At 63.8% G+C, this 16705-nt stretch carries 11 protein-coding genes; 7 read left to right on the top strand and 4 right to left on the bottom strand.

What is annotated here, in order from left to right; all coding sequences use genetic code 11:
- The 5 genes from Q0964_RS15930 to Q0964_RS15910 form a co-directional block, all read left to right on the top strand.
- Positions 1 to 309: zinc ribbon domain-containing protein (locus Q0964_RS15930; protein ID WP_299269502.1), on the top strand; the 309-nt coding region annotated here is incomplete at its 5' end.
- 984 nt (positions 310 to 1293) lie between these two features.
- Positions 1294 to 4317 (top strand): transglutaminase TgpA family protein, encoded by a 3024-nt coding sequence (locus tag Q0964_RS15925; protein WP_299269500.1) that lies wholly within the window; start codon positions 1294 to 1296, stop codon positions 4315 to 4317.
- 37 nt (positions 4318 to 4354) lie between these two features.
- The gene (locus Q0964_RS15920) at positions 4355 to 5140 is read left to right on the top strand and encodes a DUF7269 family protein (protein ID WP_299269497.1); all 786 of its coding nucleotides are present in this window, start codon (positions 4355 to 4357) and stop codon (positions 5138 to 5140) included.
- Complete coding sequence (locus Q0964_RS15915) at positions 5137 to 6474, top strand: DUF58 domain-containing protein (protein WP_299269494.1); 1338 nt, start codon at positions 5137 to 5139, stop codon at positions 6472 to 6474. Before Q0964_RS15920 ends, Q0964_RS15915 begins: the two co-directional genes overlap by 4 nt.
- The gene (locus Q0964_RS15910) at positions 6471 to 8534 is read left to right on the top strand and encodes a DUF7519 family protein (RefSeq protein ID WP_299269491.1); all 2064 of its coding nucleotides are present in this window, start codon (positions 6471 to 6473) and stop codon (positions 8532 to 8534) included. Before Q0964_RS15915 ends, Q0964_RS15910 begins: the two co-directional genes overlap by 4 nt.
- Here the strand turns inward: Q0964_RS15910 and Q0964_RS15905 are convergent.
- Complete coding sequence (locus Q0964_RS15905; RefSeq protein WP_299269488.1) at positions 8518 to 9495, bottom strand: AAA family ATPase; 978 nt, start codon at positions 9493 to 9495, stop codon at positions 8518 to 8520. The genes Q0964_RS15910 and Q0964_RS15905 overlap by 17 nt on opposite strands.
- Positions 9496 to 9606: 111 nt before the next feature.
- Here Q0964_RS15905 and Q0964_RS15900 point away from each other — a divergent pair, with 111 nt between their 5' ends.
- Positions 9607 to 10068, top strand: a complete 462-nt coding sequence (locus Q0964_RS15900) for a nucleoside deaminase (RefSeq protein ID WP_299269485.1) — start codon at positions 9607 to 9609, stop codon at positions 10066 to 10068.
- A gap of 21 nt (positions 10069 to 10089) precedes the next feature.
- On the opposite strand, the gene Q0964_RS15895 is transcribed toward Q0964_RS15900, so the two are convergent.
- The 3 genes from Q0964_RS15895 to Q0964_RS15885 all read right to left on the bottom strand — a co-directional run bounded on the left by Q0964_RS15895 (position 10090) and on the right by Q0964_RS15885 (position 15988).
- Positions 10090 to 10212 carry a hypothetical protein gene (locus Q0964_RS15895; protein WP_299269482.1) on the bottom strand — a complete coding sequence of 41 codons (123 nt, stop codon included), beginning with the start codon at positions 10210 to 10212 and terminating at the stop codon, positions 10090 to 10092.
- A gap of 939 nt (positions 10213 to 11151) precedes the next feature.
- Positions 11152 to 14709 carry an ATP-binding protein gene (locus Q0964_RS15890; protein WP_299269479.1) on the bottom strand — a complete coding sequence of 1186 codons (3558 nt, stop codon included), beginning with the start codon at positions 14707 to 14709 and terminating at the stop codon, positions 11152 to 11154.
- Complete coding sequence (locus Q0964_RS15885; RefSeq protein WP_299269477.1) at positions 14702 to 15988, bottom strand: metallophosphoesterase family protein; 1287 nt, start codon at positions 15986 to 15988, stop codon at positions 14702 to 14704. Before Q0964_RS15885 ends, Q0964_RS15890 begins: the two co-directional genes overlap by 8 nt.
- Positions 15989 to 16538: 550 nt before the next feature.
- Here Q0964_RS15885 and Q0964_RS15880 point away from each other — a divergent pair.
- Positions 16539 to 16705: transposase (locus Q0964_RS15880; protein WP_299269504.1), on the top strand; the 167-nt coding region annotated here is incomplete at its 3' end.

Here is a 16705-nt window from a genome sequence, read left to right as displayed (position 1 = left end):
GAGTACGTCGAATACAAAGCCAAAGAACACGGCGTCGAAGCCGTGCAGGTTGACCCGCGCAACACGTCGAAGCGGTGTTCGACGTGTGGGTTTACCCACGACGATAACCGGAACGGGGAGTCGTTCGAGTGTCAGCAGTGCGGGTATGAGAACCACGCCGACTACAACGCTTCCAAGAACATCGGTTTGCAGTATCTCCGTCGTCGGCAAAACGCAGACGATGGAGGCGCACCCGTAGATGTGCGCTTGAATCGCGGGACGTTGAACGTGAGCGGGGAGTACGCACCCCCTGCCTCTACCGAGGCATAGAACGGGAGTCCACGCGAAAGCCTCGGGGCTTGACCCCGAGGCGATTTACACGCACACCGAAGACGGACGACGCCCCCGACGGCCTCGAAGACGAACCACTGCGTGGACCGTTCGATGCACACCCTCCCGATCCGGTCGCCGTTCGAGTCGAATGATTTAGGATTCCGTACGATCATATATGCTGATATGTCGCGGGACCTCTCCGGGGCGGGGCTATCAGCGCTCTGTATCGGCACTATCGTCCTCGCGTCGTCACTGTTCGGGGTCCCGTTTTCCGACGGGGGCGTCGATAGCGGCATCGGCGATGGTGGGACAACGGGGTCACAGAGCAGCGGCGGAACCGGTGGTATCGGAACCGCAGACGGAGTGAGAACGCCCGGGTCGGGAACGGGCGGCGGGAGCCAATCTGGGTCAGAGGGAGCGGCCCGACGGTCACTCGGTCAGGGAGTGGGTCAGGGTCAAGAGTCGGGGTCAGGGCCAGGGTCGGAACCGGGACCGGGACCAGGACCAGGACCGGAGGGCGGCGGCAGTTCCTGTGTGGATGCTGTTCAGACCGCCGGGCAGAACCAGCGCCAGGACGCGCCTGTGCAGTACACTCCCGCCCGGGACCGTGTCATCCCAACGCCCACACCGGAGTCCGCTGAATCGGACCGGTGTCGGACCGCTTCGGACCGCAGTAGCACTGAACCGTCGCTCGAAGGAGACGGCAACAGCAGCACAGCAGGGCAGTCGGCCGGGAGGGGTGCGGAGAGGGACCGAACTGCCGGTGCCGGTGATGGGTCCAGCGGCTCAGGGACCAACGCATCGGCCCGGGGGCGGAATGGGACGGTCAGTGGCAGTGCGACGCAGGCGTCGGGTTCTGCGGCGACACAGACTGGACAGCAATCCGGACAGTCGGCGTCCCGGTCACAGCAGTCGATCATCGGCCCCTCACGGGGAAACAGTACCGCGCTCGGCGGGCCACTGTCCCGCGGCGATCCACAGGTGCAGTTCGTCGTGGACGCTGACACTGCCGCCTACTGGCGAACGAGAGCGTACGACCGGTACACCGGAACGGAGTGGCAACGAACGGTCGAAGATCGACCAGTTCCGGAGCCATCCGTGGACGGAGACCGGTTCAGTCACGAAATCATCGCGAAACAGCCACTCTCGACACGGACACTGCCAACGGCGTGGCGGCCACAGCGACTCGTCGACGGCGGGGCGTACGGTCGGGTCACGGACGACGGGCGACTCGTCTCGACCCAGTCGGTAGGCACCAACGAGAGTTACACCGTCGCCAGTCGGCTCCCGATGTCGACTGCAGCGACGCTTCAACGGGCAGGCGGAACCGATCCACCGGTGCTGGCACAGCATTACACGCAACTGCCGGCCGGCACACCCAGCAGGGTCGGTGTGCTGACGGACAGTCTCACGAGCGACGCCGAGACACGGTACGAGACGGCCGCACAGATCGAGCGCTGGCTGGAGGCGAACAAAAATTACTCGCTGGAGGCCCGCGACGCGCCCTCGAACTTCGTCGATACGTTCCTCTTCGAGATGGAGCGTGGCTACTGTCAGTACTTCGCCGCTGCGATGGTCGTGATGCTGCGGACACAGGACGTCCCGGCACGCTACGTCACCGGGTACTCCCCCGGACAGGAGGCCGACGATGGCACATTCGTCGTCCGTCAGATGAATGCGCACGCCTGGGTCGAAGTGTACTTCCCCGGTGAAGGGTGGGTCCAGTTCGACCCCACACCACCGAGTGCCCGAACGAACTCGGAAGGGCAGGCACTCTCCGACGCTCGCACACGGGGGTCGGCCGGTGTCGATACGGAGGCGTCGAGGGGAGAATCGTATTCGCCCCCCAGCCAGGGAAGTCCCTCGGAGTCGGCCGGTTCCGGGTCACGGTCCGGTGGCGGGGATTCAGAGCAGAACGGCAGGCAGGCCGGCGGAGACACGCAGCAGGAACAGCAGGGCCAGAGCGGAAACAGCGGGCGGCAAAACCAGCAGGGCGGTCAGCGCCAACGGGGCCAGCGTGGCAATTCCGGCGAACGGACCAGCGACTCGGACGACGAGCAGGGGCAGGGGTCACAGGGTTCGTCCGGCGACCAGGGGACCGATGAACCACCACAGCAAAACGGCACAGAAAACAACGACACGGGTGACGGTTCGGCGCCCGCGTACAACATCTCAGTCGACGGCGACCGAATTCCTGGTCGTAACGTCACCGTGACCGTGACCCGGGGCGGGTCACCACAGAGCGGCGTCACAGTCCGCTTCAATAACGAGTCAGTCGGACTGACGGATGCCGATGGGCAACTCAGGGCGCAGGTCCCGTTCGAAGAGACCCTGTTTGTCGAGATCGAACCCCCAGCGGAAAACAGTCAGCCGACCGGTAGCCCGGCACAGCGAGGGGCCACCAACTTGGCAGGGTCGGGTGCGCTCTCGGCCGCGTTCGCTGGCGGTGGAGGGGTCGTGACTGGCGGGTCTCCCGCGACCGAAAGCAGCCAGCAGGGTGCCGACGGAACGAACCGGACTGTTCGACTCGACGTCGATACGGAGTTGAGGGTCGTCGCACCCGAGACGCCGACACCGGACCAGTCGATATCCGTCAGAGCGGAGATCGAACAGTTCCCGATTACTGAGGCCGCGGTGTCGGTAGACGGCCGATTCGTCGGCCTGACCGACGGGAGTGGAAATATCACGGTCGACGTCCCGTACGCGGATCAGGTGAACGTAACTGCCCAGCGCGGCGAAGCCCGTGCGTCGACGACGATCAGGCCACGGAGGCTCAACGTTTCCGTGACGGGCGAGCGAACGCCGGGGAACGAACTCCGAATCACGGCAACCGTTGGGAATGCAACGGTACCGAACGCGACGGTCCGCCTCGACGGTGACCGAGTCGGACAGACGAACGCGAGCGGGAGTGCGAGCTTCACACTCCCCTTCCGCCCTGACGTCGTCGTGGGTGTGACCAGGGGAGCGTCGACGACGAACCGGACGGTCGACCTCCCCGACGAACTGACGGTCACCACGAGCGGAGTGGTAGCGCCTGGCCTGTCCGTCGAGACCACGGTCACGGTCGACGGTGAGCCGGTTCCCAACGCGACCGTCCGTGGCGACGGCGAACTGCTCGGGACGACCGGCGGGGGCGGCGTTCTCGAGGTGACAGTCCCGGTCCAGAATGCGTACGAACTGCGCGTCAGCCGCGGCGAGCTTCGTGGCTCGACGACCGTGTCGTGGATTCTCCTTCTTCCGGGGCTGGTCGTGCTGGGCCTCGTGACACTCGTCGGACTGACACTCAGTAGTCGGTATCTCGACGTCGGGCCGTCACCGGCCGCCTTCGTGGCCAGGGTCCGCCGGAGTACGGCGAGGACACTCCGACGAGTGGTCTCGTCAGTGGTCGGTGCGGTCGCATACGTCGCGAGCCTTCTCGACCGCCTCGAAGGGTACTGCAGGCATCTCGTTTCGGATACGGTAGCAACGCTCCGCGCGACACCCAGCCGTATCGCCTCGTGGCTCGGCCAGCGGAAGCGGCGAATTCGGGCCTGGCTACGAGCCTACTGGGCGTCGCTCCGGGGAGTCCTCACCCGATACTACGACGCTGTGCGGGAGACGGGGCCACGGGAGTTTCTGTCCAGACTCGTCTCGGCGCTCCGCGGACGAGTTCAGTCACTGGGGAGTGTCACGTCCGGGACCAGGGGTGAGGCCACACAGGGTACAGCAGCCACTGCTACCGACGACGACGAGCAAATCGACATTCAGGACGCGTGGCGCGAACTGACCGCGCGGGTCCCAGTCTCGAATCCAGAGGCGACGACGCCTGTTCAGTACGGTGAACGGGCCGTCGACCACGGGCTCCCGGCCGAGGCCGTCGAAACACTCACAGAACTGTACCGAAAAGCCGAATACAGTTACTGGGATCCGACATCGGTCGACGAACGACAGGCTCACGATGCCCTTCGGACGATTACTCGCGAACTCGACCAGGATCGGAGTCAGGGAGGAACGGCCGATGATTAGGGGGTCTCGGCCCGGGCGTGCTGTTGCTGCACTCTGCGTGGCTGTCCGGCAACTCTGCCGGCGGGTACTCGGGCAGACGTCCGCGCTGACTGTGACTGTCGGCGGCAGCGACACGCAAGACGAGCCAAGCCACCAGCTACTGACCGACGGTGGAGCGGCGACTGGCTGGCGTTTCGGTCGGGTGACGCGGATACTGCTGGCCGGCGTCGGTCTGGTCCTGGTGGGTCTCACGATGGTGGTCCTCTTCCGGCCGGCCACGCTCCCACTCGAACAACTCCCCGTATCGCGGCTCCCTGACTCGATCCGAAACAATCTGCTGCGAGGGCTCGGCGTCACGGCGCTCACGGGTGGGATACTGCTCTACCTGGGCCGGCACGTCGTGGGAATCGGTCGTCAAGCGGCGTCGAGTCGAGACACCGATCCACTCCCATACCCGCCAGAGTCCATCCAGACGGCCCCTGCAGAACAGGTCGGCACGGCGTTCGACGGTCACCTTGCGACCATCGAGTCGGCGAGGGACGTCGAGGTCAGTCGTATCGAGACGGCACTCCGTGATCGAGCGATCGAACTGCAAACACTGTACGAGGGGGACGACGAGCGGACGGCGGCGGAACGCGTCGACACCGGCCAGTGGACAGACGACCGACGGGCGGCGGCCTTCCTCGGCGGGTCGGCCGCCGATGGCCCTTCCTGGCGCACGGAACTCTGGGATTGGCTTCGACCGATGCCACGCGCCGAGCGGCGGATTCGCCACACTGTGGATGCGCTCGACGAGTACGCGGCCGAGCGGACACAAACTGCGGCCCCGGGGGACGGCGAATGAGCGTGACCCGGGCGACGAACCGACTGACGGCACTCGTCGTCGTCGCAATCCTCGTCAGTGCTATCGGCGTCTTCACCGGGAACCGTGTGGTCCTGTTAGCTGCGATTGCGCCCGTCAGCTACCTCCTGTATGGACAGCTCACGGCGCTCCCTGCACTCGACGTCGAGATTTGCCGAACGGTCGACGATACGAACCCACCGCCGGGTTCGGAGGTCACCGTCACGCTGACCGTGACCAACAGCGGCGGGAGTACGGTCCCCAAACTCCAAATCGTCGACGGAGTCCCGGCGGAACTCGGCGTCGCGAATGGCTCACCGCGGCGGGCGACGGCGTTGCGGCCGGGGGAGTCCGCGACGGTGACCTACGGCGTCGTCGCGAAGCGGGGCACCCACGAGTTCGGCGATACCTACCTGAACGGACAGGGATTCAGTAGCACCGAACAGCGGGAGGAGGGTCAGTTGGCGACCGGAACCACGGAGATAACCTGCGATGCGGCCGTCCACGACCCGGTCGAGCGGGAACTGACACACGAACACGTCGGCCAGGTCCCGACCGACGACGGCGGGACGGGGACGGAGTTCTACACCATCCGAGAACACCAGCACGGCGACCCCGTCAGCCGGATCGATTGGAACCGCTACGCCAGAGAAGGCAAACTCACGACCGTGGAGTTCCGGGAACGGAAGGGCGCACCCGTCGTCGTCCTCGTGGACCTCCGGCCGGAGGTCGACGTCGCCCGGCGAGCCATCGATCCACCCGCGAATCAGTTGAGTGTGTATGCTGCCCGTCGGTTGCTCGACCCACTGTTCACCTACGGAGCCGAAACCGGTGTCGCGTTTGACACTGGCTCGCGAACCGAGTTGCTCCCACCGGCTCGCGGGGCTGATCAGAAGGCACGAACGACACTGGCGTTCCGCGAGGCAGTCGCTACCGAGTGGTCGAACAACACGACGACGCTGACCCGTCGATCCGGGCGTAGAGCGACGTCGGGTCACGCGAACAATCGGGCTCTCGCCGACGGGGACGGAACGGTCCAGCGCACTCTGGAGTCGCTCGAGGAGCATCTCCCGAGGCGCACGAACCTGATACTCGTCTCTCCGTTTCTCGATTCGTTTCCCCGAGACGTAGCCACCTATCTCCAGTCGTTCGACCACGTGGTCACTGTACTCAGTCCAGACGTGACGAGCCGAGACACTGCCGGGGGACAAGTCGAGTCGCTCGACCGGGACATGCGGATCACGAGGCTCCGGCGCACGGGGGTTGGTGTCATCTCCTGGGACCCCGAGCAACCCCTCGCCGAGGCGATCACCCGAACGCTGGAGGGGCAACTGTGACCGGTGCATCCAGCGACGGACACAACGGTACAGACCGGCCCGTGATGGAACTGAGCGACGTCGAGACGATCGACGAACGAAAGGCGAACGCGCTGGCTCGCGAGGGCTACCGGACGGTCTGGGACGTATACCGGGCGCGCGAAGCCGATATTTCCGCCGACGTCGACGAGTTGGACGTCTCTCAGGCGGGGTATCTGAAATCCGGAATCGGTGAGCTCGACCCCGATAGCTATCTGTATCGGCCACACTTCGCCCCCGAGGAGGGGCGGCCAGCGTCTGTTCGGCTGTTCGACCCCGTGACCGAGACGTGGACAGACCCCTCGGGTGGACACCGAACAGACAGCCAGGAATCCACACCGGCGAACCGAGCGGGGAGAGAAACTGTGAACACTGAGTCTACGACGTCTCCGACCAGTCAGAGTAAAACAGCGAGCGACGGGGCAGCAACGGAGTCGGACTCGGCACCGCTGCTCGACTGGGGCGCAGACGGCAGTGTGACTGTCCCGGACTCGGACCCGCTCGTCAGGCTTCCCACGCGCCTGAGTTCCGTGGGCGCGATTCTCGTGACAGTTATCGTCAGTGCCCTCGTCGCCGTTCCGGTCGGGTCAGCGGGCGCGTTCCTCACCGGTCTGGGCTCGGCGGCACTGTTTACACTGACGTTCTGGGCACTCACGAGCGAGAGGCCGCAGTACGTCGTTGCTGGGAGCGTCCTGCTCGTCGTGAGTTCGATCGCGTTCCTCGCGTCGATTGTGCTGGCTGTGCGGCTCAGTTCTGGCGCCCTCACGGCCCTGGCGAGCGTCGCTGTTGTTCTCGGGCTCGGCGCCGTGACGCTCGACCTCACCGTTGGGCTCCGTTCGGCCGTCCGAAAACGAGTGAAGTCGTCGCTGCTGACCATCAGTCTGGCACTCCCACTGGCTGGCTTCCTGACGCTCTCGCTCGACAGCCCGCTCGGACAGAAGCTGCTCGCTGCTGGTGTCGCCACCGTCGAGACGTTCCTGCGGAGCTCGTCGACAGGGTTCGCTCCGTTCGGGGTCTTGCTCGGGGAACTCGCGTTCCTGATTGTGGGCTGTGGCCTGCTCCGGGCTCGCGTTCCCGCGGCTGTGGTCCCGCCCGCGTTCCGAGTTCTGTTTACACAGGGGCGGTCGGGGTTCGTCGAGGCGGTCGGGAGCCGACTGTGGTACGCAGTGGTGTTTGGCCTGTGTCCGCTCGCCGCCTCGCTCATCAGTCTGGGGCTGCTCGTGCGAACCCCACCCGAACTGACAGGGTTTGGGCCAGCCGTCTACTCCGTCTCCGGAACCGTGTCCGAAACCGCCTGGACGCTCGGCCGAACGGAACCGCTCCACTGGCTATCGCTGGGTTGTCTCGCCGGCCTGGGTGGACTCGGCGTGCTCGCTGTCGTCCGGAAGCACGTGTTACTGGATTCACATCGGCGACCAGTGTTCGTCAGTATCCTCGGCTACGTCGGTGTGCTTCTCGCGATCAGTGCCGGGGCGCCGGTCGTACTGACACAACTCGAGACGACCCTCGCACAACTCGCCGAACAGCAGGCGGTCGCACGGACAGTGTACCAACTGTACCGTCTTCTCGGCCCTACGACGCTACTCCTCGGGGGCTCCTATCTCGGAGTCGTGGTGATCGCGATTCTCCTGTCCGGCGTCTACCTGCTCGAACTGTTCAACGTCGTTCCGGACGACACCAGTGGCCTCGCGCTCGGCTGCGGGTTCGTCCTGCTCGCGGCCATCACTGTCGGGTTCATCGACGCCACACGCTCGCCCCTCCTCGTGTTCGTCGCCGTCGGCGGCGTCCTGTACGTCTGGGACCTCGGACAGTACGCCGCTGCGCTCGGCTCCCGCCTCGGTCGTCACGCCGAGACGAAGCGCGCGGAACTCGTCCACTCCGTCGGTGGGTTCGTGGCCACTGGACTGGCCACCGGTCTGGCGTACGGCGGCTACCGAGCCACGACCGGTGTCCAGTTCTCGGGGAGCAGTCCGCGGCTCCTGGTCGGGCTCGTGCTCTCCGTCGGTGGGATGATTACACTGCTGTTCAGTTTGCGGGATTAGCGCCACCGGCGTTCTCGGCTCCGGGAACCGATACACGTTGCAGAACGTGATCGACGATGTCACGCTTCGAGACGTCGTTCACCTTCGCCTCGGTTTCGAGAACGAGCCGGTGGGCCAACACCGGCTGTGCCAGTTGCTGGACGTCCTCGGGGGTGACGTAATCGCGACCGAGCACGACGGCACGAGCTCGACTCGCCTCGTAGAGTCGCTGGAGACCGCGGGGTGAGACGCCGATATTGGTTCGGTTGTCGTCCCGTGTCGCCTGGGTGAGCCGGATCATGTACCGTTTGAGCTCCTCCGTGACCGTAATCTGCTCTGGCACCTGCTGGAGTGTCTGGACCGCCTCGGGCGTCAACTGTGTGTCGGCGGTCGGAATCTGCATATCGCGCTGTTCCCGCCGATTCAACAGTTCGAGTTCGCCTTCCGGTCCGGGATATCCCATCTCGGTTTTGACGATGAACCGGTCGAGCTGCGCTTCGGGTAATGGGAACGTGCCCTCCTGTTCGACCGGGTTCTGTGTCGCGACGACAAAAAACGGGTCCGGGAGGTCGAACCGGTCACCGTCGACCGTCACCTGCCCCTCGCCCATGCCCTCGAGTAATGCCGCCTGCGTTTTCGGCGGGGCCCGGTTGATTTCGTCCGCGAGAACCATGTTCGCGAACACCGGACCCTGGTTGAACTCGAAGGTGTTCGCCTGCTCGTTGAAAATGTGTGTTCCGGTCACGTCAGTCGGTAACAGATCCGGCGTAAACTGAATCCGGGAAAAACTGAGCCCCAGAGTCTCGGCGAGCGTCCGTGCTGTCAACGTCTTTCCCGTCCCGGGAACGTCCTCGATGAGAACGTGCCCCCGGGAGAGGACGCCCGTCAGGACTGTCGAGAGAAAGGTATCGTCTGCGATGACCGCGTCACTCACTCGACCGAGGACCGCCTGACACTGTTCCCCCGCCGCCGTTGGTTCCATGCTAACGATGTCGCGGCGGAATCTAATAGTAATTGCTACACGATATCCGAGCGTATCCGGGCCTGCAGGCAGACCGAACGGGTCATTGAGTTGTGGCTCCTATCGAGTGACATGACCGACCTCGATTTCGATGGGTTCGACCACGAAGCGCACCTGCGTGACGCCTTCGAGCTGGCACGAGCGGCCGCGGACCGCGGTGACGAGCCGTTCGGGAGCGTCCTGGTCCGGGACGACACCGTAGTGATGACCGACTCGAACAGGGTGAACACGGAATCGGACATTCGGCGACACCCCGAACTCCACCTCGCACATCGCGCCTGCAACGAGTACGAACCGGACGAGCGGGCAGAACTGGTGATGTACACCAGTACCGAACCCTGTCCGATGTGTGCCGGTGGAATCGCGCGCGCCGGGTTCGACGGCGTCGTGTACAGTGTCGGCGGCGACGAGATCGCAGCGTTCCAGGGGACGGAGTCGGCGACGCGAGCCTCGGAAATCCTCAACGGCACGCGTGTCGTCGGCCCGATATTGAACGACGAGGGTCGCCGTATTCACGACGAATTCGGGTGGTAACCCGGGTACGGGCGACTTCGGCTACGCCAGTTCGACGGTCGGTGGCTCGCCGTTCCAGCCGTACGAGAAGACGACGAACAACACGGTCACCAGGCCAATCACCACGAGTCCGAGTTTCAGCAGCGTCGCGAGTGTTCGGATCACGTCGGCTACTGCGGGTGACATCCTCAAGTAGTTTCATATCCGCTCGGGCGAACCCGGTTCGTCGGGAACCGTCCGGATGCTCGGACGAGTCGGGGCCGCCGCCGTCGGTGGGCAGGCCTCGAACGTGGCCGGCCGAAGACGCTCGATCGAGTGAGTGAATATGTCCTACGACAACTTGACCTCCTCCCCGCGCTGAAGGGCGACGACTCCCACGGCACCGCGCCGCTCGGTTGGACATTTTAAGATTTACACTCGTGGTCGGCATGACCGGACTGCTGGCGGGGCCAGGCCGCCGTTCTGCTATCTCGGCATGGGATTCAGAGTTACCGTGCGTGTCGGAATCCACAGCCAGTGGCCCGAGAGGGATTCCTTCAGACGTGGTGTGGCCCGAATCCAGATACTATCCGTTTAAAACGGCGGCGAAGCCGCCTCGAAATTGTCATATATAGTTCGGTCGAATCGAAGAATTTCGGGGCAATTTAGTTGCGTGGTTTGATTCTCAGCTGTCGGCGTCATTCCCGCCGTGAACGGCGAGGCTTTCGCCTCGAATTTTCAGTAAGTGACACCGCTCCCTGGAACCAACCGACCCACCCGTTGATCTGGTTCGGTGTGTGCACTCGCGACACGCCATGGTAGCTACCCACGAGGCCACGGCCGAAGAACTCGCCGTCTCGGACGACATCCGGCCGCTCATCGACCGCGTCCACGCGCTATCGAGATATTTTGGATATACCTAAACGTAGCGGGTTTGGTCACTGGAGCGTACGGCCTTCACCCTCGGGGTCAAGTGGTTCGAGATGCGAAGCGTCTCGTCATCACGGCAATCAAAGCTTTCCGTTCGACCCCGAGGTGCTCGGCCTGCTCCGCCTGTAGAGCCGCCGCCGGTCCGGCGAGGACGTCGTCTCGAGATTCACCGTGGAGGGTCTGACCGAGGCGAGTTCAGTCCGTTCTCTCGCTCGGCTCGGAATCCGCTGCAACTCGGTCGAGAAGCCCGTCCGCGGCCTTCGCCGCGGTCGTTGGGGCCAGTCCGTGCTGACAGTAGGTATCAACCACTACTGACCGGACCTGGTCGTCCGGTCGCTTCGGGCGCGGATCGAGGTAGCCCTCGTCGCGGAGGTAATTTTGGAGTTCGTCGATTTTGTCCTGCCGGAAATGACTGATATCTGGCAGCCCGTCGATTATCCGCTCTGGATCACCGTCGACGCGGTTCGCTAGCGCACTCGCCTCGTCGATGAAGGTGTCGCTGACGGCGCCGCTGGCTTCCAACACGTCACGGTCGACTGGCTTTCCGCGCCCGACCGTGTACGTTTCGACGAACGCTTCCAACGCCGCGCCGTGCCGGCGAACCTGCGCTCGAGACGTCTCCGACAGGAGGCCATCGACGGCACCGACCGCCAACAATGACTGGAGGTGCCCCCAGCGTTCGATCCGGGCCGTACGGAGCCGGTACAGTACCGCTGGGTCCTCGGTCACGTACCAGAGCGGCGCTGACGCCGCCCCCTGTCGTGGGTCGAACGTCGGCACGTCCAGTCGCTCGCGATACGTCCAGTGATCGTCGCCGTCCGGCTCTGGCACGTCGATTGCACCGGGTGTCTCGAGGGTCGGCGGCTCCGCGATTGGGTCGTGCGCGTCGTCCGCGGTTAGACTCTGGAGACTGTACGCAGTGTCCGCTTCTTCGAGGCGGTTCTCCCAGCGTGTGCGCTCGTCGTGTCGGGCCGTGAAGTAAAACACCTGCCGCCCGTCTCGTGCCAGATCGATCACAGTGTCGAGGACCGTTGCGGCCCGTTGGTCGTCGAACGGCGCCAGCGTCTCGTCAAGCAACAACGGTGGCGCGGTCTCCTGCTCCCTGTGTTCGACGAAGGCGACCCGGACTGCGAGCAGCACCTGCACTCGCGTACCGCTCGAGAGATCGTTCAGATCGACTCGTCGCTGCTCACCCGTGTTGTATGCTCTGAACATCCCGTCGTCGAGTCGGAGCTCGAACTCGCCGTCGGTAATCCGACGCAGGAGAACGTCCGCCCGCTGAAACACCGGCTCCTGATTGCTGGTGACTGTTTCGGCCTCGACGAACTCTAAGAGCGTATCCGTGACCGCATCGGCGACGTCCGTTTCGAGCGCTCCCGCGAGTCCCGCCAACGCTTCGTCCCGTTGTTGAACAGCGTCAGCAATCTCTGTCGATGCTTTCGCGTCCGCTATTTCCGTCTCTAACTGTGTTTTCCGCTCTAAGAGCTCGTCGTGTTCGCCTGCAGTTTCCTCCTTGTCCGCTAATTCTGCTTCCAGGTCGTCTCTGTCTCGCGTTTCGATCGCTTCGTCGTAGGCGTCGTGGCGACGAAGGTCGTCACGTCGGTTCTCCACGGTGGTTTCGGCCCTGTCTTTCGCCTCGACGGCTGCTTCGTACTCCGAATATTGCTCACACAGCGCCTCGAGACGGTCTCGGTCACCAGGCTCCAAGCCGCGTTCCGTGAACAACGACTCCCACTCCGATCTGGACTGTTCGAGCCCGTCACGTGCCTCCGCGACACTCCCCTCGACCTCCGCGAGGCGCTGCGTTGCAGCTTCGTAGTCGCGTTGCCGCTGTTCGAGACTTTCGACGACGGCCGTCGCGTCTGCACTCGTCTCGACCGTGTAGGAGTACGTCTCTGTCGTGTACGGCTCGACCGTCGTACAGAACCGCTCACGATGCGTCTCGACCTGATCGTTGGCTTCCTGTACTGCTGCCCGTTTGCCAGTGACGGTTTCGTCGGCCGCCTGCCAGCGCTCGACACGCTCGACCGTCACCGCTAGCTCGATATCGTCGTCGACCGCAGCATCGAACCGCTCCCGAAGACGGTCCCCAACCGTTTCCAGCTCGTCCTGAAGCTCTTCGATATCGAACTGCGCGCGAAGTTCGTCCCGCTTCTGTGCCTCCTGTTCGTCGACCTCGACACTGCTGAGCCGCTCGCGGATGTCGACTAACCGGTCTCTGACCGCGTCGACTTCCCAGGTAGCCGGTTCCGTGAGCCCGGTCCGCCGGAACGTCTCCGCGTGGGTCGCCCTCGGGGAGTCCGAACTGGCATCGTTACTCCTCACACTGAGCACCGCGTATCCAGCCAACCCGAGGCCGAGGAGCGACAGCACGGCGCCAGCCGGATTAACTGTCAGTGCAATCACGGCCCCCGATAGCGCCGTCGAAATCCCGGCCGCGACGGCCGCTGCAACGGGACCACGGCTCTGCTGAGCGTCACTGGCTCGTTCTGGCTGCGCTGCAAGCCAGTTTTCGAGCGCGTTCCGCCCGCTCTCGAGTGTCTCACGGTCGTCCTGGTTCTCGGACTCGTCGCCGAGCCACTCCTCGACAGCAGCTTCGACCCGTTTTTTGCCCTCGAACTCGGCCACCTTGCTGACGAACGATCGGAGTTCAGCGAGGTCGTCCGTCTCCACCTCGCGCAACGTCTCCTCGTCAAGGTTGAGTGGCATCTTTTTTCGGATCTCCTCGCGCTCGGTCGTCGCCTCAGCCACGTCTCGCTCCAGCCGATTCCGATCGTCCTCGGCGGCAGCGAGGTCGTCTCGGTGCTCTCGGAGCGTCTGTAACGCCTCGTCGTTGACACCGTCCTCGGGGAGTTCCGCCTCTGCCAGCGTTTCAGCCGCCTCCCGGTATTTTTCGGCCGCCTCCTGCTCTTGCCGTTTGTGTCCCTCGATCTGTCGTTCGAGCGTCTCGAGCTGCTCCAGCTCAGCACCGTCGAACGACTCCAGCTCGGCCGGGAACGACTCCACCTCGGTCGTTCGCTGCTCGAAGTCGTCCTGTGCTTTCGTGTACTCGATCGCCGCCTCGAGGAGGTCGACGCGCTCTCGTGCGGCGGCAGCAGCCGTGAGATCCGCTTCGAGCCGACGGAGCTGTGCTCGTTCCTCCTCGAGGTCCGGACTTTCGCGCCGCAGTTCCTCGACACCCTCGATTGCCGCCGCCGCTTCCTGCGTCTCAGTAATCCCCCGTGTCGCTGGACTGGCTCCACCACTGAGACCGAACTCGTCCCGAACTGCATCGATATTGAATCCACCGGTCGATTCACGCTGGATGACGTTCGCGAACTCGCCGTCGTCCGTTTCCTCCTGAAGCATATCGTGCAACGAGAGCGAATACCGACGACCGCCATCCAGCGATGGGACGGGAATCGAGTCAGCAGAAGCGCCGTCCCGAAAGTGTTCAGCGACACCCCCGTTGAGTTCAATCCGCCTCGACTCACCATCGTAGGTGAGGTCAGTCCGAACCCTCGCCGACGACGGCGCCTCGTCCGGCCACAGCGACCACCGGATTGCTTCCGACAGCGTCGTCTTCCCGGCCGCATTCGCACCGTAGACGACGTTCACACCCGGTGAAAACTCCGACAGCGTGAATCCAGCCGTCTCGAAGCCCGGTGCCCGGTCGATTGTCACGGCGTCGACGGCGATTGGCGTCTTCCGTTCGTCCGCTGCGTCACGGTCGGCCTCAGACTGTGCAGTGTCCGTCGGGGCTGGTTCACTCATTGGCCGTCACCTCCTGCTGCTCGACGAACGCATCGACGAGCTGCCGAGCCTGTTGGCGAAGTATCTCCTTCGTTTCGGCTTCCGTCGGGCGGGTGTAGGTCTCATCGTGGCTCTTGAGCTCTCGATAGGCGTTGGAGTCGTGTGTCTCTCGAACACTCGCGTGCGCCGTCTCGATGACATCCTGATAGGGGTCCAGCGAGTCATCGCCATCGAGAGCACGCAGTAGTCCAGCCAAATACCCGATGGGGTCATCGTTGCCGGCATGCTCGGCGAGGTCGATCGAAGGGCGAGTGGTAATATCGACGTCGACGACTCGCACTGTCGTTCCGCCGTCTGTGAGCTCGATCTGCTCGAATTCACCACGTCGGTTGCGTAAGTCAGCGTTCGCGTCGGTCCGCCCCTCGATCACCAAGTCTGCGGCTAGGAGGTCGGTTTCAGTGCCGCAGTTCGTGACTGCGTCGCGTAACTGCTCGTGTGCCGTATCGACGACATCGTGGACGCCCTGCTCGGGAGTCGCCGACACGACGACTTCGTGATACTGCAACGTCGCCAAACCGAGCGGCTCCGTATCGACCGTCCCGTCAGACTCGGCAGAGAGCAACCACGCACCGTGGCTCCCGGTCTCGCTCGGGTCCAGTGGCTGGAGCGAGCCCGGATAGAGCACAGGCGGATTGTCGTGCCGCGGCCCCGGGACGTGGAGATGTCCGAGTACCCACGCCGCATGTCCACTCGCCGCCAAGTCGTCGACGGCGACTGGGGCGTACCGGTCTTCGTCACTTACGTCCGCGTGGACAACCCCGAGGCGTGGAACCCCGTCGTCGGGCAGGTCGTACGTGGCTAGCGGACTCTCGTGATAGTACCGGCCCGGGAACGACCACCCGTCGAGATGGAAACGAGTCTCACCGTCGGCAGCGGTGAGAGACCGCCGCTCCCACGTGCCGTCCCCGCCGAGCAACTGGAGGTGGTCGATCGCATCGGCCAAGTCCGGCAGCACGTCGGCGTCGTGATTACCTGCAACGACGACGAGCGGAATGTCGGCCGCCGCCAACGTTGCTGCTACCGACTCGACAGCACCGAATGCCTCGGCGTACCTGTTTTCATTGTCGACGAGATCGCCCGCAACGACGACCGCGTCCACTCCCCGATCCACAGCCGCCGCCGCAATATCTTCCCAGACCCGTCGCGGCGAAAACGCAGTTGGATTGAATCTATCGGGAAGTTGGCTGGGACGACGTCCGATATGGATATCCGCCGTACACAGAACCGTCACTGAACTCATGTGCTAAACAGATAAGAGGTAATTAACGTAAATCCCGCGGTCAGATTAACCCCGCAGTTCGACCGCCGCCACATGATCCGATCGACTCACACCTATCCAGGCGACACACCGTGTCACGCAATGGCCAGTCTCTCGGCCAGTGCCCGGAATACGGAGTGTTGACCGACCCGGCGTGAGTACTGGTCAGACGACTCGTCGAGACGGTGACGAGACCCATCCTGGTCCTGAAACTATCAACCAGGAGCATCGTTCTAACCCTTTTAGACACCACGCGGACACACGATTGTGTGACTTCCGCAGTCGCCGTCGTAGCGATTAGAAGCAGTTACTCACTTATCGGAGAGAGCTGGTCAACGGCCGTATCGATCGCAGTCGTTAGCTGAATTGAGGCGCTAAGCCCCCTTCCTCAGCGAGCGCCGACGAACGGGAGGTGCGAGCAGGGAGGGGATACAGCGCCGAACAGTTCTCATACACAATTCGGTTGCAGGCCCACAGGCCCACGTAGTCACAACGTTTTTGCAGTAGGATAGTATAGTATTTGCCGAACCCAGTGGAGCACGACCTCGCCTCGGGAGCGCACTCGACGTATTCCCTGCACTACCACCTGATACTCACCACGAAGTATCGGCGCGGAGTGCTAACCGAGGAGCGAACCCAATTCATTCATCAGGTCATCAGCGGGTTCACGGACAACTACGGTGTCGAACTGACGAACCT

Source organism: Halorientalis sp. (assembly GCF_028275115.1).
Classification (GTDB): domain Archaea; phylum Halobacteriota; class Halobacteria; order Halobacteriales; family Haloarculaceae; genus Halorientalis.
This window is presented reverse-complemented; position numbering and strand designations above follow the sequence as displayed.